General features: G+C 58.1%; 24 protein-coding genes. 15 read left to right on the top strand and 9 right to left on the bottom strand.

Annotation, left to right across the window (positions count from 1 at the left end; translation table 11 throughout):
- Nucleotide 1: 1 nt before the first annotated feature.
- Genes L462_RS06085 through acpT form a run of 13 tightly spaced genes read left to right on the top strand, consistent with a single transcriptional unit; the run spans nt 2 to nt 12,052 of the window.
- Nucleotides 2-589, top strand: a complete 588-nt coding sequence (locus tag L462_RS06085) for a COG4648 family protein (protein ID WP_032679150.1) — start codon at nt 2-4, stop codon at nt 587-589.
- Nucleotides 582-1,943 (top strand): class I adenylate-forming enzyme family protein, encoded by a 1,362-nt coding sequence (locus L462_RS06080; RefSeq protein ID WP_032679151.1) that lies wholly within the window; start codon nt 582-584, stop codon nt 1,941-1,943. The genes L462_RS06085 and L462_RS06080 overlap by 8 nt, the downstream gene beginning before the upstream one ends.
- Nucleotides 1,930-2,283 carry an ApeI family dehydratase gene (locus tag L462_RS06075; protein ID WP_032679152.1) on the top strand — a complete coding sequence of 118 codons (354 nt, stop codon included), beginning with the start codon at nt 1,930-1,932 and terminating at the stop codon, nt 2,281-2,283. The genes L462_RS06080 and L462_RS06075 overlap by 14 nt, the downstream gene beginning before the upstream one ends.
- Nucleotides 2,274-3,965: a glycosyltransferase family 2 protein gene (locus tag L462_RS06070; protein WP_032679153.1), complete on the top strand. Its 1,692-nt coding sequence runs from the start codon at nt 2,274-2,276 to the stop codon at nt 3,963-3,965. The genes L462_RS06075 and L462_RS06070 overlap by 10 nt, the downstream gene beginning before the upstream one ends.
- A gap of 3 nt (nt 3,966-3,968) precedes the next feature.
- Entirely contained in the window at nt 3,969-4,391 is a 423-nt protein-coding gene (locus tag L462_RS06065) for an acyl-CoA thioesterase (protein ID WP_014172038.1), read from the top strand.
- A complete protein-coding gene (locus tag L462_RS06060) occupies nt 4,388-4,993 on the top strand; it encodes an outer membrane lipoprotein carrier protein LolA (RefSeq protein ID WP_032679154.1) in 606 nt (201 codons plus the stop codon). The genes L462_RS06065 and L462_RS06060 overlap by 4 nt, the downstream gene beginning before the upstream one ends.
- Nucleotides 4,962-7,286 carry an MMPL family transporter gene (locus L462_RS06055; RefSeq protein ID WP_032679155.1) on the top strand — a complete coding sequence of 775 codons (2,325 nt, stop codon included), beginning with the start codon at nt 4,962-4,964 and terminating at the stop codon, nt 7,284-7,286. The genes L462_RS06060 and L462_RS06055 overlap by 32 nt, the downstream gene beginning before the upstream one ends.
- Nucleotides 7,283-7,861, top strand: coding sequence for a DUF3261 domain-containing protein (locus L462_RS06050; RefSeq protein ID WP_014172042.1), 579 nt, complete (start codon nt 7,283-7,285; stop codon nt 7,859-7,861). Before L462_RS06055 ends, L462_RS06050 begins: the two co-directional genes overlap by 4 nt.
- Before the next feature lies 1 nt (nt 7,862).
- A complete protein-coding gene (locus L462_RS06045) occupies nt 7,863-9,032 on the top strand; it encodes a beta-ketoacyl-[acyl-carrier-protein] synthase family protein (RefSeq protein ID WP_032679156.1) in 1,170 nt (389 codons plus the stop codon).
- Entirely contained in the window at nt 9,029-9,502 is a 474-nt protein-coding gene (locus L462_RS06040) for a hotdog family protein (protein ID WP_032679157.1), read from the top strand. The genes L462_RS06045 and L462_RS06040 overlap by 4 nt, the downstream gene beginning before the upstream one ends.
- Nucleotides 9,499-10,230, top strand: coding sequence for a 3-ketoacyl-ACP reductase FabG2 (locus L462_RS06035; RefSeq protein WP_020884521.1), 732 nt, complete (start codon nt 9,499-9,501; stop codon nt 10,228-10,230). Before L462_RS06040 ends, L462_RS06035 begins: the two co-directional genes overlap by 4 nt.
- The gene (locus L462_RS06030) at nt 10,227-11,456 is read left to right on the top strand and encodes a beta-ketoacyl-ACP synthase (RefSeq protein WP_020884520.1); all 1,230 of its coding nucleotides are present in this window, start codon (nt 10,227-10,229) and stop codon (nt 11,454-11,456) included. The genes L462_RS06035 and L462_RS06030 overlap by 4 nt, the downstream gene beginning before the upstream one ends.
- Before the next feature lie 2 nt (nt 11,457-11,458).
- The gene (gene acpT / locus L462_RS06025; protein ID WP_014172047.1) at nt 11,459-12,052 is read left to right on the top strand and encodes a 4'-phosphopantetheinyl transferase AcpT; all 594 of its coding nucleotides are present in this window, start codon (nt 11,459-11,461) and stop codon (nt 12,050-12,052) included.
- Here acpT and arnF read toward each other — a convergent pair.
- The 8 genes from arnF to L462_RS05985 form a co-directional block, all read right to left on the bottom strand.
- Entirely contained in the window at nt 12,009-12,413 is a 405-nt protein-coding gene (gene arnF, locus L462_RS06020; RefSeq protein WP_032679158.1) for a 4-amino-4-deoxy-L-arabinose-phosphoundecaprenol flippase subunit ArnF, read from the bottom strand. The genes acpT and arnF overlap by 44 nt on opposite strands.
- A complete protein-coding gene (arnE, locus tag L462_RS06015) occupies nt 12,410-12,748 on the bottom strand; it encodes a 4-amino-4-deoxy-L-arabinose-phosphoundecaprenol flippase subunit ArnE (protein ID WP_014172049.1) in 339 nt (112 codons plus the stop codon). Before arnE ends, arnF begins: the two co-directional genes overlap by 4 nt.
- The gene (gene arnT, locus L462_RS06010; protein WP_032679159.1) at nt 12,745-14,400 is read right to left on the bottom strand and encodes a lipid IV(A) 4-amino-4-deoxy-L-arabinosyltransferase; all 1,656 of its coding nucleotides are present in this window, start codon (nt 14,398-14,400) and stop codon (nt 12,745-12,747) included. The genes arnE and arnT overlap by 4 nt, the downstream gene beginning before the upstream one ends.
- A complete protein-coding gene (gene arnD / locus L462_RS06005; RefSeq protein WP_032679160.1) occupies nt 14,397-15,299 on the bottom strand; it encodes a 4-deoxy-4-formamido-L-arabinose-phosphoundecaprenol deformylase in 903 nt (300 codons plus the stop codon). The genes arnT and arnD overlap by 4 nt, the downstream gene beginning before the upstream one ends.
- Nucleotides 15,296-17,278 (bottom strand): bifunctional UDP-4-amino-4-deoxy-L-arabinose formyltransferase/UDP-glucuronic acid oxidase ArnA, encoded by a 1,983-nt coding sequence (gene arnA, locus L462_RS06000; RefSeq protein WP_014172052.1) that lies wholly within the window; start codon nt 17,276-17,278, stop codon nt 15,296-15,298. Before arnA ends, arnD begins: the two co-directional genes overlap by 4 nt.
- Nucleotides 17,275-18,258, bottom strand: coding sequence for an undecaprenyl-phosphate 4-deoxy-4-formamido-L-arabinose transferase (arnC, locus tag L462_RS05995; protein ID WP_032679161.1), 984 nt, complete (start codon nt 18,256-18,258; stop codon nt 17,275-17,277). The genes arnA and arnC overlap by 4 nt, the downstream gene beginning before the upstream one ends.
- Nucleotide 18,259: 1 nt before the next feature.
- Nucleotides 18,260-19,399, bottom strand: coding sequence for a UDP-4-amino-4-deoxy-L-arabinose aminotransferase (gene arnB / locus L462_RS05990; RefSeq protein ID WP_032679162.1), 1,140 nt, complete (start codon nt 19,397-19,399; stop codon nt 18,260-18,262).
- 322 nt (nt 19,400-19,721) lie between these two features.
- Nucleotides 19,722-20,228: a phenolic acid decarboxylase gene (locus tag L462_RS05985; RefSeq protein ID WP_020884514.1), complete on the bottom strand. Its 507-nt coding sequence runs from the start codon at nt 20,226-20,228 to the stop codon at nt 19,722-19,724.
- Nucleotides 20,229-20,327: 99 nt separating this feature from the next.
- Between L462_RS05985 and L462_RS05980 the strand changes: the two genes are divergently transcribed.
- Nucleotides 20,328-21,209, top strand: coding sequence for a LysR family transcriptional regulator (locus L462_RS05980; RefSeq protein ID WP_020884513.1), 882 nt, complete (start codon nt 20,328-20,330; stop codon nt 21,207-21,209).
- 33 nt (nt 21,210-21,242) lie between these two features.
- Nucleotides 21,243-22,037 (top strand): SDR family NAD(P)-dependent oxidoreductase, encoded by a 795-nt coding sequence (locus L462_RS05975; RefSeq protein ID WP_025202822.1) that lies wholly within the window; start codon nt 21,243-21,245, stop codon nt 22,035-22,037.
- A 4-nt stretch (nt 22,038-22,041) separates the two neighbouring features.
- On the opposite strand, the gene L462_RS05970 is transcribed toward L462_RS05975, so the two are convergent.
- A complete protein-coding gene (locus L462_RS05970; protein ID WP_020884511.1) occupies nt 22,042-22,569 on the bottom strand; it encodes an NlpC/P60 family protein in 528 nt (175 codons plus the stop codon).
- Nucleotides 22,570-22,730 lie beyond the last annotated feature (161 nt).

Below are 22,730 nucleotides of genomic sequence, written 5' to 3' on the forward strand. Positions count from 1 at the left end.
CGTGCCTGGAGGACGAGCGTTTCCGGCGATCCCACTCCTGACGGGAGTCGTGTTGCTGGCGTGGCCATTCCTGATTGGATTGGGGCTGACGCACAACGGTCTGCACTGGCTGTTGCCGCTGATGGCCCTGGTGCTGGTGCTGCGTCTGCATCAGGCGCGGCGAAACGCAGGCCCGATGCGGTATGTGGTGCAGTGCATTGCGCTGGCAGGCCTGGCGCTCTGCGCGGCAAGCTATCTGCTGAAAGCGCACCAGTGGCTGCTGCTCTATCCGGTGGTGGTTAATCTCGTGATGCTGGCCGTGTTTGGCGGCTCACTGTGGACAACCATGCCGCTGGTTGAACGGCTGGCACGTCTGCGTGAACCGAATTTGCCTCCGGCGGGTGTGCGATATACCCGTAAGGTGACGCTGGTGTGGTGCGGGTTTTTCCTCGGTAACGGTGCGATAGCCCTGTTTACCGTGCTACACGGCGATATGCATGTCTGGACAGTGTGGAACGGTATGGTGGCTTATTTTCTGATGGGCACGATGATGGCGACAGAGTGGCTGGTGCGTCAACGGGTGATGAAAAAAGAGAAGCTCGATGAATAAACCCCTCCCGCTGGGCCAGTGGTTAAATGCTCCACGCCCTGACGACATGCCGATCGCCTGGCTTGACGATCGCACCTGGACGCTGGGTGAGTTGCGCCACGATGTCACCTTGCTGGTAGAAGCATTGCGACAGCAGGAGGGTGAACGCTGGGCGCTGTGCTTTGAAAACAGCTACCTGTTTATTGTTGCGCTGCTGGCCTCGCTGCATGCCGGTAAAACCCCGGTCATTCCAGGCCATAGCCGGGTCTCTCTGCTCGACGAACAGCAGTCGCTGTTTAGCGGTGTCCTGAGCGATAAGACGCTGGATATTCAGGGAAAGGTCATTGTGGTGACCTCCTCCTCCCAGACCGCGCGCCAATGGGCACCGTTGTCCGTCATTGACGACGCGCGCTTTGTTGAGCTTTTTACCTCGGGCTCCACGGGCACCCCACGCCGGGTCATTAAGCACATCACCAGCCTGGACCGTGAAGCATGCCTGCTGGCGAACCGTTTTGGCGAACGCCTGGCGGGCTGCAGCATTGTGGCCTCGGTCGTACCACAACATCTCTATGGCCTGACGTTCCGCATCATGTTGCCAATGGCGATGGGGCTTCCGCTGCACGCCGCCATGCTTTATTACGCTGAGCAGCTGGCGGCACTCCCTCACGACAGGCAGTACCTTTTTATCAGCAGTCCGGCGTTCCTGAAACGGCTGGATACCGAGCTGACTGCCCCTCCCGTCGTGATGCTGATCTCCGCTGGGGGAATGCTGCCCTGGTGCGATGTCACGGAGACCCATGGCTGGCTTAACGTCTGGCCGGATGAAATCTATGGCAGCACCGAAACCGGGATCCTCGCCTGGCGGCACCGTCAGGCGGACAGCGTACCCTGGTTCGCCTTCCCCGGTGTGGTGTTCCAGAGTGAAGGGGAAATCTGCCGCGTGACCTCCCCGCTCATTCACGAAGCCGCAGGGTTACAGCTGGACGATATCCTGCACTTCGACAGTAACGGTTTTTTTAGCATTGCCGGACGTCGTGGTCGGGTGGTCAAAATCGAAGAAAAGCGTATCTCACTGAACGAGATTGAACGTCGCCTGCTGGAGCTTGAGGGCATATGTGAAGCCGCAGCGTTACCGGTTACCCGCGGAGGTCGTCAGGGTATAGGTGTCCTGCTGGTTCTGGATGAGAAGACCCGTCAGCGCTGGCATCAGCAGGGCAAAAAAACGCAGGAACTGGCCTGGCGCCGCGCCCTGCGGCCCTGGCTTGAGCCGGTCGCCGTCCCCCGCTACTGGCGCATTATCGATGAGATGCCGGTAAACAGTATGAATAAGCGTGTCTATGCGCAGTTACAGGAGTTGTTTCATGAAAATTCATGAAATCGAACGCCACCAGGCACAGCCGCAGCACCTGGAAATCGTTTTGCATATTGACCCCTCCCTGTTCTGGTTCCAGGGGCATTTTGCCGTACAGCCGTTGCTGCCAGGTGTGGCACAGATTGACTGGGTCATGCACTACGCCACCACGCTGCTGGCACCGGGTTACCGTTTTCACAGCATCCAAAATGTGAAATTCCAGGCCCCTCTGCTGCCGGATACCACGGTCACGCTGGTCCTTAACTGGCATGCCGAACGTCAGATACTGACCTTCAGCTACCAGCGCCATGCCGGTGACGATCGCCATACTGCCAGCAGCGGGAAGATTCGCCTGTGTCAGTAACCTTCCGCCCCTGCGTGCTGATCCCGTGCTACAACCATGGCGCGATGATGGCAAAGGTACTGTCGCGGCTGGCGCCGTTCGGCTTGCCCTGCCTGGTGGTCGATGACGGAAGTGACGAGCAGACGCGCCGCATTCTGGAGCGTCTGGCCGCCGGGCAGCCCCAGATTACGCTGGTACGTCTGGCGCAAAACGCAGGTAAAGGTGCCGCGGTCATTAAGGGGCTGGAAGAGTCGGCCCGCGCGGGCTATACCCACGCCGTACAGGTGGATGCCGACGGCCAGCATGCTATTGAGGATATCCCCAAAATGCTGGCTCTGGCTGAGCGTCACCCGGAGGCGCTGATATCTGGCCAGCCCATTTACGATGATTCCATTCCGCGCTCCCGCCTCTACGGTCGCTGGATAACACACGTCTGGGTATGGATTGAAACCCTGTCCCTGCAACTTAAAGACAGCATGTGCGGTTTTCGGGTCTACCCGGTCTCGCCCACGCTGCAGCTGGCCGCACGCGTGCCGCTTGGCAAACGTATGGACTTTGACACCGAAGTGATGGTCCGTCTCTACTGGCAGGGCAATACCAGCTATTTTCTGCCGACCCGCGTTACCTATCCGCCGGACGGGTTATCCCATTTCGACGCGCTCAAAGACAACGTGCGGATCTCGCTGATGCACACCCGGCTGTTCTTCGGCATGCTGCCCCGCATTCCCGCCCTGCTGTTTCGTCGTCGCCGCCAGCACTGGGCGCAGCAGGACGAGGTGAAAGGCCTGTGGGGAATGCGCCTGATGCTGCGCGTCTGGCAGCTGTTTGGCCGCCGGGCCTTTACCGTGCTGCTGTGGCCGGTTATCGCGGTGTACTGGCTTACGGCCCGACCGGCGCGACAGGCTTCACAGCAGTGGACAGCACGAGTGAAGCAGGTGCTGACGCAGCGGAACATGCCTGTTCCGCCACGCCTTAACAGCTTTTTCCATTTTATGCGCTTCGGTAACGCCATGCTGGATAAAGTCGCCAGCTGGCGCGGCGAACTGAAGTTTCATCGTGACGTGGTCTTTGCTCCCGGTGCATATGACGTGCTGGATGCTGACGCATCGCAAGGCAAACTGCTGCTCGCATCGCATCTTGGCGATGTGGAAGCCTGCCGGGCACTGGTTCAGCTGGAAGGCAGCAAAGTCATCAACGCGCTGGTCTTTAGCGATAACGCGCAGCGCTTTAAACAGATCATGACCGAGATGGCACCCCAGGCGGGGGTTAACCTGATGCCCGTGACGGACATTGGGCCGGATACCGCTATCGCCATCAAAGAGAAGCTTGAGCGCGGTGAATGGGTCGCCATTGTGGGCGATCGCATAGCGGTCACGCCACAGCGCGGCGGCGACTGGCGGGTGATCTGGAGTTCGTTTATGGGACAGCCCGCCCCGTTCCCGCAAGGGCCGTTTATTCTCGCCTCCATTCTGCGCTGCCCGGTAGTGCTGATTTACGCCCTGCGTCAGCAGGGTGCGCTCACGATACACTGCGAACCGTTTGCCGACCCGCTGCTTCTGCCACGCGGGGAGCGCCAGCAGGCGCTGCAACAGGCCGTCGATCGCTATGCACAGCGGCTTGAGCATTACGCCTTAATGTCACCGCTCGACTGGTTTAATTTTTTCGATTTCTGGCACCTGCCGGATGCCAAAGAGAAGGAGTAAAGGGTGCTGACCGATCCCCGCTTTACGACCGAAGTAGAAATCACCGTTCCGTTCCACGATGTCGATATGATGGGCGTGGTCTGGCACGGCAACTATTTCCGCTACTTTGAGATTGCCCGCGAGGCGCTGCTCAACCAGTTTAACTACGGCTATCGCCAGATGAAGGCGTCAGGCTATGTCTGGCCGGTAGTCGATACCCGGGTGAAATACCGCGATGCGGTGACCTTTGAGCAGCGCATCCGTGTGCGCGCGCACATCGAAGAGTATGAAAACCGTCTGCGCATCGCCTATCAAATTTTCGACGCGCAAACCGGTAAACGCACCACCACCGGCTATACCATCCAGGTGGCCGTCGAAGAAGCCAGCCGTGAAATGTGCTTTGTCAGCCCGGCTATATTGTTTGAACGAATGGGAGTTACGCCATGAAATGGTTGCCTGTGCTGGCACTGATGATCAGCCCGCTGGTGAGCGCCGTAACGCTGGATGAGCTGCAGCAGCGGTTTACCGGGCAACCTGTCGTGCGCGCGCATTTCGAACAGGTCCGGACGATTAAGGATCTGCCGCAGCCGCTGCGCTCGCAGGGCGAAATGTTGATCGCACGCGACAGCGGCCTTCTGTGGGATCAAAAAGCGCCTTTCCCCATGACGTTGTTGCTGGATGATAAACGGATGATCCAGACGATCAACGGCCAGCCTCCGCAGACCATTACCGCCGACAATAACCCGCAGATGTTCCAGTTCAACCACCTGCTGCGGGCGCTGTTCCAGGCCGACCGCAAGGTGCTGGAAGAGAACTTCCGCATCGATTTTCGCGATCTCGGCGAAGGCCGCTGGTCGCTGGTGCTGACCCCCACAACGACACCGCTGGACAAAATTTTCGCTACCCTCGATCTGGGCGGCGCGACCTACCTTGAGACGATTCGCCTCAACGATAAGCAGGGCGATCGTACCGATATCGTCCTTTCCCGCCACACACTGACGCCCGCCAGCCTGACCGATGACGAACGCCAACGCTTTGCCGCACCGTAAATCCCTGCGCCCGGCGCTGCTGTGGGCGACGGTATGCCTGATTCTGTTGGGTGTGTTGCTGTCGCTGCTGCCCGGCGCGCGCCTGAACAGCAGCGTACTGGCTATGCTGCCGAAGCAGACGCTCGGGGCAATCCCGCCGGCACTCAACGACGCGTTTATGCAGCGTCTTGATCGCCAGCTTGTCTGGCTGGTCAGTCCCGGTAAAGAACCCGATCCGCGGGTGGCGCAGCAGTGGCTGGATCTGTTGAAAAACAGCCATTCGCTCAGGGAGGTTAAAGGCCCGATGGACGCCGCCGGGCAAAAGGCCTGGGGCGAGTTCTTCTGGCAGCATCGCAACGGCCTGATTGATTCGGCCACCCGGGACCGCCTGCAAAACGGCGGTGAGGCGCAGGCGCAGTGGATTTTATCCCAGCTCTACTCGGCCTTTTCCGGCGTGAGTGGCAAAGAGTTGCAAAACGATCCCCTGATGCTGATGCGCGGCTCGCAGCTGGCGCTGGCGCAAAACAGCCAGAAGCTACGGCTGATGGACGGCTGGCTGGTCACCCAGGATGCCAGTGGAAATTACTGGTATATGCTGCACGGTGAGCTGGCGGGCTCATCGTTTGATATGCAGCAAACCCATCAGCTGGTAACCACCCTTACCGCCCTGCAGGAGACGCTGAAAACACGCTTTCCGCAGGCGCAGCTGCTCTCACGCGGTACCGTGTTTTATAGTGATTACGCCAGCCAGCAGGCAAAACGGGACATCTCCACGCTGGGCATCGTCACGATCCTTGGGGTTATCCTGCTCATCCTGGCAGTGTTTCGTTCCCTGAAACCCCTGCTGCTGTGTCTGATTTCCATTGCCACAGGTGCGCTGGCGGGCACGGTGGTGACGCTGCTGCTGTTTGGCGAATTGCATCTGATGACGCTGGTGATGAGCATGAGCATCATCGGAATTTCAGCGGATTACACGCTCTATTACCTCACCGAACGCATGGTGCACGGCGCAGAACATTCCCCGTGGCAAAGCCTGGCCAAAGTGCGTAATGCGCTGCTGCTGGCGCTGCTGACGACCGTTGCCGCCTACCTGATTATGATGCTGGCCCCCTTCCCCGGGATCCGCCAGATGGCGGTGTTTGCCGCGGTGGGGCTGAGCGCCTCCTGCCTGACGGTGATTTTCTGGCATCCCTGGCTGTGCCGTGGTTTGCCGGTGCGTCCGGTTCCGTTTATGGTCCTGATGTTGCGCTGGCTGGCCGCCTGGCGACGCAATAAAAAACTCTCTGTGGGCCTGCCTGTGGCACTGGCGCTGGTCTCGGCTGCCGGGCTTGCCACCCTGAAGGTCAACGACGATATCGCCCAGCTACAGGCGCTGCCCAAAGACATTCTGGCACAGGAGAAAACCATTACCGCCCTGACCGGGCAAGGTGTCGATCAGAAATGGTTTGTGGTGTATGGCGCATCGCCGCAGCAAACGCTGGAACGGCTGGAAGCCTTTACCCCGGCGTTAGCCCAGGCCCAAAAAGCGGGGGATATTACCCGCTGGCGGACCCTGCCCTTAAATTCGCTGGCGCGCCAGAAAAGCGATCTGCTGCTGTTGCAGCAGGCCGCGCCGGCCATAACGAACGCGCTGCGAAACGCGGGGCTAAGCACCGTCACGCCGAATCTGAACGCCATGCCCGTGAGCGTGGAGGCGTGGCTCGCCAGTCCGGCCAGCGAAGGCTGGCGTCTGCTCTGGCTGACCCTGCCTGACGGCGAAAGCGGTGTGTTAGTGCCGGTGGACAACGCCCGCAACAGCGCCGCACTCAGCGAAGTAGCCGCCCGTCATGCGGGCGTCGTCTGGGTCGATCGCAAGGCCAGTTTTGACAGCCTGTTTGCGCTCTACCGCACGCTGTTAACGGGACTCTTGTTTGTCGCGCTGGCGGTGATTGCCTGCGGGGCGATGGTACGCCTCGGCTGGCGAAAAGGGCTTATCAGTCTGGTCCCGTCCGTGCTGTCGCTCAGCTGCGGGCTGGCCGCGCTGGCCGTCACGGGGCATCCGGTAAATCTGTTTTCACTGCTGGCGCTGGTCCTGGTGCTCGGCATTGGCATTAACTACACGCTGTTTTTCGGCAACCCGCGCGGTACGCCGCTGACGTCGATGCTGGCCATCACGCTGGCGATGATGACCACGCTGCTGACGTTAGGCATGCTCGTGTTCAGCGCCACGCAGGCCATCAGCAGCTTCGGTATTGTGCTGGTGAGCGGCATTTTTACCGCCTTCCTGCTGGCGCCGCTGGCGATGCCTGTTAAGAAAGAGAGAAAACGAAAATGAATGCTTTTTACCGCGCAGCCGCGCTGGTCGCGACGCTGCTGCTGGCAGGCTGTAGCCATTCGACCGATACTGAAGGGACACGTCCGCAGGCCTGGCTTCAGCCAGGAACCCGAGTGACGCTGCCGCCGCCCGGTATTACCCCGGCGGTCAGTTCGCAGCAGCTGCTGACCGGAACCTTCAACGGACAAACGCAGTCCCTGCTGGTCATGCTCAACGCGGATGATCACAAAGTGACGCTTGCCGGGCTCTCTTCCGTCGGTATCCGTCTGTTCCTGGCGACTTACGACGACACCGGGATCCACACCGAACAGTCGATCGTTGTGCCGCAGCTGCCTCCCGCCAGCCAGGTACTGGCCGATGTGATGCTCAGCCACTGGCCACTCAGCGCCTGGCAGCCACAACTGCCGAAGGGCTGGACGCTTAAAGACAAGGGCGATCGGCGCGAGCTACGCAATGCCAGCGGCAAGCTGGTGACTGACATTGTCTACCTGCAACGCAAAGGCAAGCGCGTGCCAATCAGCATCGAGCAACACGTCTTTAACTACCACATCACCATTCAATATCTGGGTGACTGAGATGATTTACATTTCTGCTGTTGGCATGGTCAACGCGCTGGGTAACTCGCTGGATGAGATTGCCGCTAACCTGACGGCGGGCGTAGCCCCCGGCATGCATTGTCGGTCCGGCTGGTTGCAGGATGCGCCCGACGCCGTGCTGGGCGGCGTGGAAGGCGAATTGCCGTCCATTCCGGATACCCTGTCCGCGCACCGCACCCGCAATAACCAGCTGCTGCTGGCCGCGCTGGCACAGATTCAGTCCACCGTTGACGACGCGATTGCCCGGGTTGGCCGCGACCGCGTGGCCGTGGTTTTGGGTACCAGCACCTCCGGCCTCGATGAAGGAGATGAGCACGTACGATCAACGCTCAACGGCGAAGCCAGCACCCGGTGGCAGTATCCGCAACAGGAGCTGGGCGATCCGTCCCGCTTTCTGGCTAACTGGTTACAGCTCGAGGGCCCGGCATATACCCTCTCGACCGCCTGCTCCTCCAGCGCGCGGGCAATTATCAGCGGCCGGCGTCTGATTGACGCCGGGCTGGTGGATATTGCCATTGTTGGCGGCGCAGATACCCTGAGCCGGATGCCCGTCAATGGCTTTCACAGTCTGGAATCGCTTTCTCCAACGCTCTGCGAGCCGTTTGGCCGCGACCGTCGGGGTATCACCATTGGTGAAGCCGCTGCGCTGATGGTGTTGAGCCGTGAACCCGCCGGGGTCGCGCTGCTGGGAACAGGCGAGTCCAGCGATGCTTACCATATTTCGGCGCCGCATCCGCAGGGTGAAGGCGCCATTCGCGCCATTACCCAGGCGCTCAATGACGCGGGTCTGCAGCCGGAGGATATTGGCTATATCAACCTGCACGGCACCGCCACACCGCTCAATGACCAGATTGAATCACACGTGGTACACGACCTCTTTGGAGAAAACGTGCCCTGCAGTTCTACCAAACACCTTACCGGCCATACGCTGGGCGCTGCCGGTATCACCGAAGCGGCGTTGAGCTGGCTTATTCTGACGCGTGACCTGCCGTTACCCCCACAGGATTTCGCCCGCTACGCACCGGACGAGACGCTGTCGCCGTGCGGCGTGCTGCACCAGAGTACCGCGCTGAAAAAACCGGTCATTTTATCTAACTCGTTCGCGTTTGGTGGCAACAACGCCAGCATCCTGCTGGGGAGAGTGTCATGAGCTACTTATCACCCGTCGACTATCTGCCGCACGATGCGCCAATGATGCTGCTGGGATCCGTTGAACGCGTCACAGACGATTCCGCCGTATGCCGTGTCGCGGTCAACGGCCAAAGCGTACTGGCGCCCTTTTTGAATGCGGAGGGCGATTTGCCTGGCTGGTACGCGCTCGAACTGATGGCGCAGACCGTTGGCGTCTGGTCAGGCTGGCATCGCCAGCAGAAAGGGCAAGATCATATTGCGCTGGGCATGGTGCTGGGTGCGCGCGAGTTGGTCTGCGCCAGCGGACGTTTCGCAAAAGACGCGACGCTGGACATCACCGTCAGACTGCTGATGCAGGATGAACGCTTCGGCAGTTTTGAATGTACGATCTCCGCAGGAGAGGAGACGCTGGCCACGGGCCGGGTCAATACCTTCCAGCCGAGCGCAGAAGAATTAACATCGCTTTTTAATCAGGGATCTCACGCATGAGTCGTTCCGTACTGGTCACCGGGGCCAGCAAAGGCATTGGTCGTGCCATCGCCTGCCAGCTTGCCGCTGATGGGTTTACCGTAGGCGTACATTACCACCGTGACGCCGCAGGCGCGCAGGCGACGCTGGATACCATCACACAGGCGGGCGGTCAGGGTCGCCTGCTCTCTTTCGATGCAGGTAACCGCGAACAGTGCCGTGACGTGCTGGAGCAGAATATCGAGGCCCACGGCGCATGGTATGGCGTGGTCAGTAATGCCGGTATCACCCGCGACGGTGCGTTTCCGGCCCTCAGCGAAGACGACTGGGACAGCGTCATTCATACCAATCTCGACAGTTTTTATAACGTTATTCAACCCTGCATTATGCCGATGATCGCCACCCGAAAAGGGGGGCGCATTATCACCTTATCCTCCGTGTCCGGCATGATGGGCAACCGCGGTCAGGTGAACTACAGCGCGGCAAAAGCGGGCATTATTGGCGCGACCAAAGCACTGGCAATAGAGCTGGCAAAACGCAACATCACCGTGAACTGCATTGCGCCGGGGCTGATTGATACCGGCATGATTGAAATGGAAGAGGCTGCGCTGAAAGAGGCAATGTCCATCATTCCAATGAAACGGATGGGCCAGGCCGAAGAGGTTGCAGGACTTGCCAGCTATCTGATGTCAGATATTGCAGGCTACGTTACCCGCCAGGTCATTTCCATTAACGGAGGAATGCTATGACGCGTCGCGTGGTGATTACCGGTATGGGTGGCGTTACCGCCTTCGGCGAGGACTGGCAATCCGTTTCCCGCAGGCTGCTGGCGTATGACAACGCGGTACGCAAAATGCCGGAGTGGCAGGTTTACGATGGCCTCCACACCCTGCTGGGCGCGCCGATTGATGATTTCACCCTGCCGGAACACTATACCCGCAAGCGTATTCGCGCCATGGGCCGCGTGTCGTTGATGTCGACCCGCGCCACCGAGCTGGCGCTGGAGCAGGCGGGGCTGATTGGCGAGGCGGTGCTCACGAATGGCCAAACCGGTATCGCCTATGGCTCCTCCACAGGCAGTACCGGGCCGGTCAGCGAATTCGCCACCATGCTCACCGAAAAACACACCCACAACATCACCGGTACGACCTATGTGCAGATGATGCCGCACACGACCGCGGTGAATACCGGCCTGTTCTTTGGCCTTCGGGGTCGCGTTATCCCGACGTCGAGTGCCTGTACGTCGGGCAGTCAGGCCATTGGCTACGCCTGGGAAGCCATTCGTCACGGTTATCAGACCGTGATGGTCGCAGGCGGAGCAGAGGAGCTTTGTCCGTCAGAGGCGGCGGTATTTGACACCTTATTCGCGACCAGCCAGCGCAACGATGCGCCGAAAACCACCCCTTCGCCATTTGATACGCAGCGTGATGGTCTGGTCATTGGGGAAGGCGCAGGCACCCTGATTCTGGAAGAGCTTGAGCATGCCAGAGCACGCGGTGCAACTATCTATGGCGAGATCGTTGGCTTCGCCACCAACTGTGATGCAGCCCATATCACCCAGCCACAACGTGACACCATGCAAATTTGTATGGAGCAGTCGCTGGCGTTAGCAGGGTTAAGCGCGCGGGACATGGGGTACATCTCCGCGCACGGTACCGCCACCGATCGCGGTGATATCGCCGAAAGCCAGGCCACCGCCGCCATCTTTGGCGACAACGTGCCAATTTCGTCGCTGAAGAGCTATTTTGGCCACACGTTAGGCGCCTGTGGGGCACTGGAAGCCTGGATGAGTCTGCAGATGATGCGTGAGGGCTGGTTTGCCCCGACGCTCAATTTAAGACAACCGGATGAGCAATGTGGTGCTTTAGATTATATTATGGGTGAAGCCCGTCAGATTGACTGCGAGTATCTGCAAAGCAATAACTTCGCATTTGGCGGCATCAACACGTCGATAATCATCAAACGCTGGGCGTAACTATGTACCAGTTTATACTGGGAAAGATCTCCACCCTGAGCGCAGACCCGCTGGCGTCGACGCTTGCACATATGGCACCTGCGGGTGCACGAAATGCATCCTGGCTGGCGGGGAGAACCCTGCTCGCCAAAACGCTTTCTCCTTCTCCGTTACCCGAGATCGTCTATGGTGAGCAAGGGAAGCCGACCTTCGTGGATGCGCAGCCCTTCTGGTTTAACCTGAGTCACAGCGGCGATAATATCGCGCTGCTGCTGAGCGACGAAGGCGAAGTGGGGTGTGATATCGAAGTTATCCGCCCACGTGAAAACTGGCAGGCGCTGGCTAACGCCGTCTTCAGCGTGGCGGAACATGCGGAGCTGGAGCGCGAAGACCCGGAGACAAAGCTTTCTGCTTTCTGGGGGATCTGGACGCGTAAAGAGGCCATCGTGAAGCAGCGAGGCGGCAGCGCCTGGCAGATTGTCAGCATCGACAGCACGTCGCAGACGCATTCGGTAAGCCAGCTCCAGTTCGGCTCGCTCAGTCTTGCCGTCTGCACCTCAACGCCTTATACCCTTACCGCCGGGACGATTGCTCACCACGGGATGTCCGTGGCATAAAAATCACCAGCACGCCGAGAATAATCATCCCGACCCCCGCCAGCCCGTGCCAGGAAAAGTGTTCGTTCCAGCCGGGCAACAAAATGGCCGCGGCCCACACCAGAATGTAACTGAGGCTCAGCAAGGCATACGCTTTGCTGAGCGCCATGCGATGCAACGCCAGATACCAGCAGCCCATCGAGGCTATATACCCCATGAGTCCCAGCAGCAGCGCGCCAGTACCGGATGAGAAGTGCCAGAGCGCGGAGACAAACGCATCAAGCTCGCTGACTGGTGGCAGGGCCTGCATGGCATAGCGCAGCAGCAGCTGCGCCGCGCTGACCAGCATTACGCTGCATAACGCCCAGAATGTTCCTCTCACAGGCTTCCTCCGAGGATAACAATGCCGATGATGATGAACCCGACGCCCAGCCAGTGATGCAACGCGACTTTTTCATGCCAGAATGCTTTCGCCGCCAGGGTCACCCAGACAAAATTGAGGCTCAGCATAGGGTAGGCAACGCCGACAGGCAGGCGCTGCAGGACCACCAGCCAGACCAGCATGCCGCTGCCCAGTGCCAGCAATGCCAGGCCCAGCCACAGCATAATATGCGCGCCACGCCGCCCGGCTTTCGCCGGACGGGTGGCCTGCTTCTGACACAACTGCCCTGCGCAGGTCAGCAGGCTTGCCAGTATCAACCAGAGCCAGGTCGTCATTGCGGTAAATACTGCAGCCAGGCCAGACGGCCCTGAATATACAGGCTGTCCGGTTCTGGCAGATGAGCCCGCTTAATATCGTCGTGTTTTGACAACAGGATCACCAGTGACACGCCCCCCTGCTGGCGATGCGTTGCCAGCCACTGCGCAAAATTATCTTTCTCGACAAACCGGTCTTTCACATCCGGGTACGCTAGCCCGTAGCTCAGCTCGCCGCTCTGACCAAACAGAATGATGTCATTACGCTTAAGCTCCCACGCCAGCCCGGAGGCCACGCCAACATTGTTCGCCAGCACAAACCGGCTGCTCTGAAGCGGGTCACGGATGGTATCCACCAGCGACTGTGGCTGTTTGGAATCCACCACCAGGTTAGGAATGGCAAACCCGATCAGCAGCGCCACGCCAGCAGGACACAACGCCGCCAGCCACCAGCGCTGCGCGCTTTGCCGCACGGTAAACCAGCCGACAGCCGCCCAGATGAGAAACGCCAGCACCGCGCAGAAGACTTTATACAGCTCAACGGATGTCCAGACCGGATGCTTAGCAACCCCCCACGGTGAGACCACCAGCGCCGCCACCACGCCAATCACACCAAACGCCAGGTTAATCCCGCCGTTAATGCGTAACGCTCTGGCCCCTTTGTCCGCCGCGATGCAGGCATAGCGCGCCATCAGGATAGCCAGCGGAGCAAAACACGGCAGGATGTAGGTTGGCAGTTTGCCTTTGGCAATGCTGAAGAACAGCAGCGGCATCACGACCCATCCAAGCAGATAAAAGCCACCGCCCGTGTTGTCTCTTTCGCGCCAGCCCAGCCGAAATGCGCCGGGCAACAGCGCCAGCCACGGCAGACTGCCGGCCAGCAGGAACGGCAGGTAGTACCAGAACGGCGCCTTGTGCTGAGCATCGCTCTGGGCAAAGCGCTGAATATGCTCAACCCAGAAGAAGTAGCGCCAGAAATCAGGCTCTCGGTGCGCAATGGCCAGCGCCCAGGGCAGGACGATCAGCACACAGCTCACGATGGCCAGCCAGCCAAAGATCAGCACCTCTTTCCAGCGCTTCTGCGCAATCACCCACGGCAGCACGCCTATCACCGGCACCGCCAGCGCCAGGAATCCTTTGGTCATCACCCCCATGCCGCAGGCAAGCCCGAGCAGCACGTAGCCACCCGCTTTTCCGGCCACGGTTTCAGCCTGCGAGGCCAGCCAGAAGCTGCACATAGCGGCCACCAGCCACAGGGTAATGATGGGATCCAGCACGGCGTACGTACCAATGCCATACACCAGGAACAGGGTCAGGAAGATAAGGCCGGAGAAAATGGCAACGCGCTTATCCCGCCACAGGCGCCACGCCATCCAGATCACCAGCAGAGCCGTCAACCCGGTTGAGAATATGGCGCCGGCGCGCACGGCAAAGTTAGTATGCCCAAACAGCAGTTGCCCGATACTGTTGATCCAGTAGCCCGCAATCGGCTTTTCAAAGTAACGCAGCCCCAGAAAATGCGGGACAATCCAGTCTCCTGACGCCAGCATTTCGCGGCTGATTTCCGCATAGCGCGTTTCATCAGGCTGCCACAGCAGGCGGATATCGATCGGAATGAGGTAGTAAACGATAAACAGTGCGAGAAGCGCTAAGCCATAACGGGCTGCTTTCATGATACCGGACTCACGGTTTGTTGATAGCCAAGCCAGCCTTCCCGGCCAGCCAGTTCATTACGCACAATTTTGCCCACGGGCAGGACGCTAAGATCCTCTGGCAGCAATTCGCTCAATGGACAAAACTGAATGTCCTCCTGAGCGGCTATCGTCAACAGTGCATCGAAATCATGCTGATACGCAATCCCTTCCACTTCTGCGTGGATGGTATAGACGGGCGTACCGGTGTCGCGATGAATGCAGTCCAGAATATAGCGATTGAACCCTCCGGCACTGACCTCGCGCCCAACCACTTCATCCCAGGTGGGAAGCGTGACCGGGATTTGCACCGTCCCCAGGCGATTCTCCCCGATGAGCGGCAAAAAAGGCCCGGTGCCGCGGCAATCACTGTTGTAGCGAAACGCGAAGGGTTCTTTGGCTTTCACCACGCGTTGGTCGGCACGCCATCCCGCCACAGCGGAGCAGCGAATCTTCTGACCGGTGATGGCCTCCAGCTCCAGCATGCCGCGCTCAACTTCACGCGACAGGCGTGGAATATCCCAGACGCCAGCCCAGGCCTGCCAGGCATGGTGATCCCAGGCATGCAGTCCAACCTCATGGTGCTGTGCCGCGTCGCGGATAACGGCTTCATTACCCGCGCCAATGCGCCTGCCGGGCCATGCGGTTCCGGCCAGCAAAATATCCCAGCCGTAGAGAGAGGCTGCGCGTGAGCGCAGCATTTTGAACAGAAATGCCGGTTTAACCAGACGCCATAAATGACGTCCCATATTGTCAGGCCCCACGCTGAAGAAAATGGATGAGCGCACGTTGTGCTTGCTCAGCAGTTCCAGCAGTTTGGGTACGCCGTCACGCGTCCCCCTGAAGGTGTCGACATCAATGCGTAAACCGACTTTTCTCATGAGACCTGTTCCGACAGCTCCACGGTGCGCAGGAAGAAATCGAGCGTTTCATCAATGGTCTGATCCATCTTCACCGTCGGTGTCCAGTTCAGGCAGCGTTTCGCATTACGAATGCTCGGTTTACGGTGCTCAACGTCCTGATAACCTTTACCGTAGTAGCTGCTGCTTTCCACTTCACGGAAACCGGCAAACGGCGGGAAGCGATCGCGTAGCGGATGACGTTCAAAGCTTGCCAGCAGCATCTCAGCCAGCTCGCGAATGCTCGCTTCGTTATCCGGGTTACCGATGTTGATGATCTCTCCGTTGCAGCGACCCTCTTTGTTTTCGATGATGCGGAACAGCGCCTCAATACCGTCGCTGATATCCGTAAAGCAGCGTTTTTGTTTACCGCCTTCGATAAGCTTGATGGGCGAGCCTTCCACCAGGTTCAGGATCAGTTGGGTGATGGCACGTGAGCTGCCGATACGCGCCGCGTTAAGGTTATCCAGACGTGGTCCCATCCAGTTAAACGGACGGAACAGCGTAAAGCGCAGACCCGCTTTCTCGCCGTAGGCCCAGATCACGCGGTCGAGCAGCTGCTTGGAGACGGAATAAATCCAGCGCTGCTTGTTGATCGGCCCGACGACCAGGTTAGAGGTATCTTCGTCGAAGTTTTTGTCAGTACACATGCCGTACACTTCAGAAGTTGACGGGAAAATGATGCGCTTGTCGTATTTCACACAGTCGCGGATGATCTTCAGGTTCTCTTCGAAGTCCAGCTCGAACACGCGCAGCGGGTTACGGGTGTACTCAATCGGCGTGGCAATCGCCACCAGCGGCAGCACCACGTCACATTTTTTAATGTGATATTCAATCCACTCGGAGTGAATGCTGATATCCCCTTCCACAAAGTGGAAACGCGGGTTGTCGAGGAAACGACTGATGGCATCAGCACCGATATCCAGACCATAAATTTCGTAGTTATCGTCTTTCAGCAGACGCTCGGTCAGGTGGTTGCCGATAAAGCCGTTGACGCCGAGGATCAGCACGCGGGTGCGGCGTTTGATGGCCACAACCGGTGCGCTGGTGATCAGTGCGCCAGTGACCAGCCCCAGAGACTGAGCCAGCTGCGCGCCCTGAACATAAACGCCGTTATCGGTTTGCCCGGTAACGATCTCCAGCGCCTGCTCGCCGCAGCTGACAATCAGCGGGGAAGCTGAGACAACGGTGCCCGGTTTGGCGGCAGGAATGTCGTCGCGTACGCGGGATTTCCAGACGATGAATTTACTCACGCCGGCAAAGCTGTACGCCCCCGGCCAGGGGTCGGTAACGGCACGCACCAGGTTGTGCAACTGACGAGCCGGCTTGTTCCAGTCCAGACGGCCATCTTCTGGCCGGCGACGGCCAAAACAGCTCGCCTTGCTCTCATCCTGCGCGGTCTCGCTGAAGGTGCCGTTAAGGATCGCCGGCAACACATCACGTAACAGGCTTTGCGCTACGGTGCAGAGCTTCTGATGAAGCTGCAGCGCAGTTTCATCCGCGTCGATAGCCACGCGCTGCTGCGCGATGATGGCACCGGCATCTGCGCGGTGCACCATACGGTGCAGAGTGACGCCGGTTTCCGTTTCGCCGTTCACCAGCACCCAGTTCAGCGGTGCGCGGCCACGGTAGGCGGGCAGCAAAGAGCCGTGAAGATTAAATGCCCCTTTTGCCGCCAGACTTAAAATCTCATCGCAAATCAGGTTGCGATAATAGAACGAGAAGATGGCATCAGGCGCGAGCGCCCGGATGCGATCCACCCACAGCGGATGGTTGACATCGTCCGGGGCGTAAACCGGAATACCGCGCTCTGCGGCGATACGCGCCACCGAGCCAAAGAAGTTATTCTCTCCGGCCGTGTCCGGATGCGTGAAGATTGCAGCGATTTCATAGCCCGCTTCCAGCAGGGCCAGCGTGCCCGCACACCCCATATCGTGATAGGCAAAGACAACAGCTTTCATGGGTGAATTTCCTCTTGAGATGCTTTGTGTTCCTGGCGGACAACACGTTGAATAAAGTAGCGCGGACGTGCGCGAACATCGTTATAAATACGGCCAATGTATTCCCCGAGCAGGCCCATCCCGACAAACTGGGCGCCGATGAACATAAACAGCACGGCAAAGAGCATGAAGACCCCTTCCGCCGCCCACTGGGGACCGTAGATCAGGCGGAGTAACACCAGCAGCACAGAGAGCGCGAAGCCGAACACGGCAATGATGCTGCCGAAAACGCTCAACAGGCGCAGCGGCGTGGTGGTCAGGCAGGTGATAAGGTCGTACATCAGGTTGATGAGACGCATAAAGCTGTACTTCGACTCCCCGTGCTCGCGCTCGGCGTGCAGTACCGGGATTTCCGTCGCCTTACGGGCAAAGGTATTCGCGAGAATGGGAATAAACGTGCTGCGTTCATGGCAGTGCAGCATGGCGTCGACAATATGGCGGCGGTAGGCGCGCAGCATGCAGCCATAATCGCCCATCGCTTTGCCGGTGGTCCGCTGGATCAGACGGTTGATTGTGCGGGAAGCCAGCTTACGGAACAGGCTGTCCTGACGGTTTTGCCGCACCGTGCCGACCACGTCGTACCCTTCATCGGCCTTTGCAACCAGACGCGGGATCTCTTCCGGCGGGTTTTGCAGATCGGCATCAAGCGTAATAATCAGATCGCCCGTCACGTGGCTGAACCCGGCCATAATGGCGGAGTGCTGGCCGTAGTTACGGTTAAGCAGCACGGCAACAATATGGCTGCCCTCGGCCTGCGCGGCTTCGGTCAGCATCGGCGCGGAATTATCGCTACTGCCATCATCCACCAGCAGTATTTCATAGGCTTTGCCGAGCGTGTCGCAGGCGGCCGTCGTGCGGCTGATCAGTTCGGGCAGGCTCTCCTGTTCGTTGTAAACGGGGATAACCACAGAAACTTTTTGTACAGGCGGTGCGCTGAACATATCAATTTCCTGCAAGCTGATGGAGCGCGATAATGACGCGGGTTGTGTCGTCATGAGTCATGTCCGGGAAAAGGGGGAGAGAACAAATACGCGCGCTATTCCATTCAGAATTCGGGAGCGATACATCAGGAAAACGCTCGCGGTAGTATTTTTGCGTGTGCGCCGCGCGGAAATGCAGGCCGGTGCCAATGCCTTTTTCCTTCAGGGCTGCCATCAGGTTGTCGCGAGAAATCCCGCAGCAGGATTCATCCACGCGAATGATGAACAGGTGCCAGGCGTGGACGTGCGGCCATGAAGGAATACGCAGCGGCTGGAACGGCGTATCGGCAAGCTCGCGAAGATAGCGTTCAGCAATGTCATGACGTCGTGCGTTGGCCTCTTTCAGTTTGCCCAACTGCACCAGCGCCAGCGCGGCGTTGATATCCGCCAGGTTGTATTTGAAGCCGGGCGTGATAACTTCTGCCTGCGGCGCACGACCGTGCGTCTGGCGGTCGTAGGCGTCCACACCCAGGCCGTGGAATTTCAGGCTACGGATCCGCTGCGCCAGTTGCGCATCGTCCGTGACCACTAACCCGCCTTCGGCGCAGGTCATGTTTTTAATGGCGTGGAATGAGAAAATCGCGGTGCCCTGCCAGCCCACGTGACGCGAGTGGTAGTACGTGCCGGCTGCATGCGCCGCATCTTCAATGACCGGAATACCGTGACGTTCCCCGATGGCGCGAATGGCGTCGATATCACACGGCGCGCCGGCATAATGAACCGGAACAATCGCTTTTGTGCGTGGCGTAATGGCGGCGTCGATCGCATCCGGCGTGACCATCAACGTATCCCGGTCCACATCAATCATCACCGGGGTTGCGCCCAGCAGCACAATCATATTCAGTGTGGATACCCAGGTCAGGGAGGGGGTGATCACTTCATCGCCTGGACCAATACCCAGCGCCATCAGCGTGACATGCATTCCCGCGGTCGCTGAGCTGACGGCAATCGCATGTTGATTCCCGGTTAGCTGACAGAATGCCTCTTCAAGCGCCTGATTTTTCGGTCCTGTGGTGATCCAGCCGGAGGTTAATACCTCCTGCAACGCCGCTAATTCCTCGCTACCCATGGACGGCCGGGAAAAAGGCAAAAAATCACTCATCATTAATTTCCTTGAAATAAGAATGGCACGCTTTTGATATTAACCAAATGCCGGCTCGTTTATTTCAACGAACCATAAACTTATATCAAGGTAGCTAACATTTCTTAGGGAAAAATTAAGAAAGACATTCCATTCACTTTACCCAGCCATTAACCACTTGAAATACAAAGAGTTAAATTATTATGAATTATTTATTGTGTGATCAAACTCGACCTTTGCCTGCAATTTTTTAAACCTAACATCAACAAACAAAAAAAATCCCGGCTATTTCTTTTAAAAGAAGAAATAGCCGGGAACTTTTCTTTTTAGTTAATTGTCGCGCTTATTTTAAATTATCAGGAAAGTTTTTTGGTAACTCGCTCGCCGCACAGGCAATAACGCTTTCATTATTCGCGCCACAGTCGCGAACAAAGGTGATCGTCGCAAATTCATCAATGACTTCAGTGGGGTATGCCGGGCCCGCATCACGATACGCATTCATCAATGGAATATGATCGTTCTGGAAGCAGACGGTTTTTTCTGGATTGTTGATCACCCAACGTGGGAAGAAGATGGTGCCGTGGAACAGTTTGTCACCCAGGTTTGCAATCAGGCTCACGTCGGTACCGGTTGGTTCTGTCCAGGAAATTTTATAGATGCTCTCCCCTACGCGAACAATATAAGCCTGCTGATCTTTCACCCAACGGTTCGCCACAATCCCGCTGTGAATACGGTAATCAAGGGTGGTTTCATTTTTGACATAAATCTCGTAGTTCCAGCCATTATCGTAGGTATATACAAGGTGTTTGCCGACGAAGCCGCTTAAGTCATGTTTGTCGAAGGTGTTCATAATGTGCCTCCTTTGCTTTGATGAGACGATCGTACCCCTTCAAAAAATGAATGAATAACGCTATGTTTGAATCAAATTCATCCAAATTTTAGATTAATCATGCATAAGACGACGCTTGAACAATGGTCATTACTGGAAAGAGTGGTCGAGGCAGGCAGCTTTGCCAAAGCAGCGGAAGAGACCAACCGCAGCCAGTCCTCGGTCAGCTATAACCTGTCGCTGCTGCAGGAGCGGCTGGGCGTGGCGCTGCTGGTGCCCGAGGGGCGGCGGGCTGTCTTAACCCCGGCCGGCGAACTCCTGCTCAACCAGGTTAAACCGTTGCTGAAAGCCTTCGCCTATGTTGAGACCCGTGCGGCAAGCCTGCGTAACGGAATGCGCACGCGGTTAGATCTGGTGGTGGACAGCATTTTCCCGCGCCGACGCCTGTTCGCTATTTTGCGTCAGTTCCAGCAGCTGTATCCGCAAACGCAGGTCCGCCTCACCGAAGTGCTGGAAAATAGCCGCACCGATGTCATTAATGATGAAGCCGACGTGATGGTGTTAACCCGCCGCCAGGACATAACCGGTCTTGGCGAATGGCTGATGAATATCGACTTTGTTGCCGTGGCGCATCATCAACATCCCCTCTTTAGCCTCGACGCGCCGCTTAACGACGATATGCTGCGCCCGTGGCCGCTCATTCAGATAGCCGACAGCCAGACCGCCGCGCGTGCGGCCGGCGAGTCGTGGACCTTTTCCACCATTGATGCAGCCATAGAGGCGGTGATGTCCCAGGTCGGCTATGGCTGGCTGCCAGAGGAGCGTATTCAGACCCAGCTTGATCTGGGGGTGCTTAAACGCCTGCCGCTTAGCCATGGCGCACGCCGGGCTACGCCGCTGCACCTGATTGTGAAACGCTCCCTCGGCCCGCTGGATGAACAGGTTGAGACCCTGCTGCGCCTTTTTAGCCAGGAGCCGCCATCCTCACCTGCTACGCTTTAAGGTCCGAACGTTAAACACGATAAGGAGCAGATGATGAAGATCGATTTTACGGGGAAAGTCGCGCTGGTGACCGCCTCTACCGGCGGGATCGGGTTCGCCATAGCCCGAGGGCTGGCTGAAAGCGGTGCGGAAGTGATCATCAATGGCCGTAGCACGGAGTCTGTGAATAAAGGTATCCAGCAGCTACAACAGGTTGTGCCTGGGGTGCAGGTACGCGCCGCAATTGCCGACCTCAGCACGGCTGAAGGGGTGGAATCGCTGCTGAACGTGGCGACCCACGTCGACATCCTGGTCAACAACGCCGGCATTTACGGCCAGCAGGATTTTTATGGCACCGACGATGACACCTGGGAGCGTTACTGGCAGACAAACGTGATGTCCGGCGTACGTATCTCCCGTGCGCTGCTGCCGGGTATGGTGCAGAAAGGCTGGGGACGCGTGGTGTTTATTTCGTCCGAGTCGGCCTGCAATATTCCGGCAGACATGATCCACTATGGCGTGACCAAAACGGCGCAGCTGTCGCTCGCTCGCGGGCTGGCGAAGTTCGTGGCGGGAAGCGGTGTCACGGTGAACAGCGTATTGCCCGGCCCCACCCTTTCAGACGGTTTTGCCGGCATGATGAAAGACGAGATCGAGAGAACCGGCAAATCGCTGGAGGAACTGGCGAAAGAGTTTGTGATGACTCACCGCCCGAGCTCGGTTATCCAGCGTGCCGCGACGGTGGAAGAAGTCGCCAATATGGTGGTGTATGTCTGCTCGCCCCAGGCCTCCGCCACCTCGGGCGCGGCACTGCGCGTCGATGGCGGCGTGGTGGATGACATCATCTGATCCCTCAGACAGAACGGTCTGTGACCCGTCGGGCAGTAATATAGTGCGCCTGCCAGTAGTCATCAGTCAGGGTTGAGACGGTTACGCCCTGGCTGCGTGAGGCATGAATAAACTGGCTATTGCCGATGTACACGCCCACGTGCCTTCGGTCTGGACCGGTCTGAAAGAAAACCAAATCCCCCGCCTTCAGACGGTATTGCGCCACCTTCACGCCGCGATGGATCTGTTCGCCTGTCGTGCGCGGCAGATTAAGGTGCGCCGCATCGCTGAACAGATGCTGCATCAGCGCGGAGCAGTCCACGCCCCGATGTGTGGTCCCGCCCCACTGATAGTGGGTGCCTTTCCACTTCTGGTATTGATCAAGGATCCGGGTACGCAGTGGTCCTGTTTCCTGGTGCAGCAGCGCGGATTTTGCCGGAGAAAGGGCAAGCTCGCGGTTCATTGACAGCATCGACGCCGGCAGTTGAAAACTCAATGCCGAAAACGAAGCCAGACTTAACGAGAGGATTGAAATAAGCGATCTAAACGTCATATCAAAATAGATTCAGTGAGTGAATATTTTCCTTACCGGCGGGGGCCAACGTTCCCCCGAAATAGCGCGCAATGTGGCGATAATATAGACAGCTCGCTTTTCAACCAATTATTATTGAGACCAAAAATGGACTTACTTTCCGATCGCAAGATCGCGAAAAA

Source organism: Enterobacter sp. BIDMC 26 (assembly GCF_000534435.1).
GTDB lineage: Bacteria > Pseudomonadota > Gammaproteobacteria > Enterobacterales > Enterobacteriaceae > Enterobacter > Enterobacter ludwigii.

What these genes read in the sequence shown, in the direction of transcription:
- L462_RS06080 (WP_032679151.1), top strand. Translation starts at nt 582, where the DNA reads ATGAATAAACCCCTCCCGCTGGGCCAGTGGTTAAATGCTCCACGCCCT.
- L462_RS06075 (WP_032679152.1), top strand. Translation starts at nt 1,930, where the DNA reads ATGAAAATTCATGAAATCGAACGCCACCAGGCACAGCCGCAGCACCTG.
- L462_RS06060 (WP_032679154.1), top strand. Translation starts at nt 4,388, where the DNA reads ATGAAATGGTTGCCTGTGCTGGCACTGATGATCAGCCCGCTGGTGAGC.
- L462_RS06055 (WP_032679155.1), top strand. Translation starts at nt 4,962, where the DNA reads ATGACGAACGCCAACGCTTTGCCGCACCGTAAATCCCTGCGCCCGGCG.
- L462_RS06050 (WP_014172042.1), top strand. Translation starts at nt 7,283, where the DNA reads ATGAATGCTTTTTACCGCGCAGCCGCGCTGGTCGCGACGCTGCTGCTG.
- L462_RS06045 (WP_032679156.1), top strand. Translation starts at nt 7,863, where the DNA reads ATGATTTACATTTCTGCTGTTGGCATGGTCAACGCGCTGGGTAACTCG.
- L462_RS06040 (WP_032679157.1), top strand. Translation starts at nt 9,029, where the DNA reads ATGAGCTACTTATCACCCGTCGACTATCTGCCGCACGATGCGCCAATG.
- L462_RS06035 (WP_020884521.1), top strand. Translation starts at nt 9,499, where the DNA reads ATGAGTCGTTCCGTACTGGTCACCGGGGCCAGCAAAGGCATTGGTCGT.
- L462_RS06030 (WP_020884520.1), top strand. Translation starts at nt 10,227, where the DNA reads ATGACGCGTCGCGTGGTGATTACCGGTATGGGTGGCGTTACCGCCTTC.
- acpT (WP_014172047.1), top strand. Translation starts at nt 11,459, where the DNA reads ATGTACCAGTTTATACTGGGAAAGATCTCCACCCTGAGCGCAGACCCG.
- arnE (WP_014172049.1), bottom strand. Translation starts at nt 12,748, where the DNA reads ATGACGACCTGGCTCTGGTTGATACTGGCAAGCCTGCTGACCTGCGCA.
- arnT (WP_032679159.1), bottom strand. Translation starts at nt 14,400, where the DNA reads ATGAAAGCAGCCCGTTATGGCTTAGCGCTTCTCGCACTGTTTATCGTT.
- arnD (WP_032679160.1), bottom strand. Translation starts at nt 15,299, where the DNA reads ATGAGAAAAGTCGGTTTACGCATTGATGTCGACACCTTCAGGGGGACG.
- arnA (WP_014172052.1), bottom strand. Translation starts at nt 17,278, where the DNA reads ATGAAAGCTGTTGTCTTTGCCTATCACGATATGGGGTGTGCGGGCACG.
- arnC (WP_032679161.1), bottom strand. Translation starts at nt 18,258, where the DNA reads ATGTTCAGCGCACCGCCTGTACAAAAAGTTTCTGTGGTTATCCCCGTT.
- arnB (WP_032679162.1), bottom strand. Translation starts at nt 19,399, where the DNA reads ATGAGTGATTTTTTGCCTTTTTCCCGGCCGTCCATGGGTAGCGAGGAA.
- L462_RS05985 (WP_020884514.1), bottom strand. Translation starts at nt 20,228, where the DNA reads ATGAACACCTTCGACAAACATGACTTAAGCGGCTTCGTCGGCAAACAC.
- L462_RS05980 (WP_020884513.1), top strand. Translation starts at nt 20,328, where the DNA reads ATGCATAAGACGACGCTTGAACAATGGTCATTACTGGAAAGAGTGGTC.
- L462_RS05975 (WP_025202822.1), top strand. Translation starts at nt 21,243, where the DNA reads ATGAAGATCGATTTTACGGGGAAAGTCGCGCTGGTGACCGCCTCTACC.
- L462_RS05970 (WP_020884511.1), bottom strand. Translation starts at nt 22,569, where the DNA reads ATGACGTTTAGATCGCTTATTTCAATCCTCTCGTTAAGTCTGGCTTCG.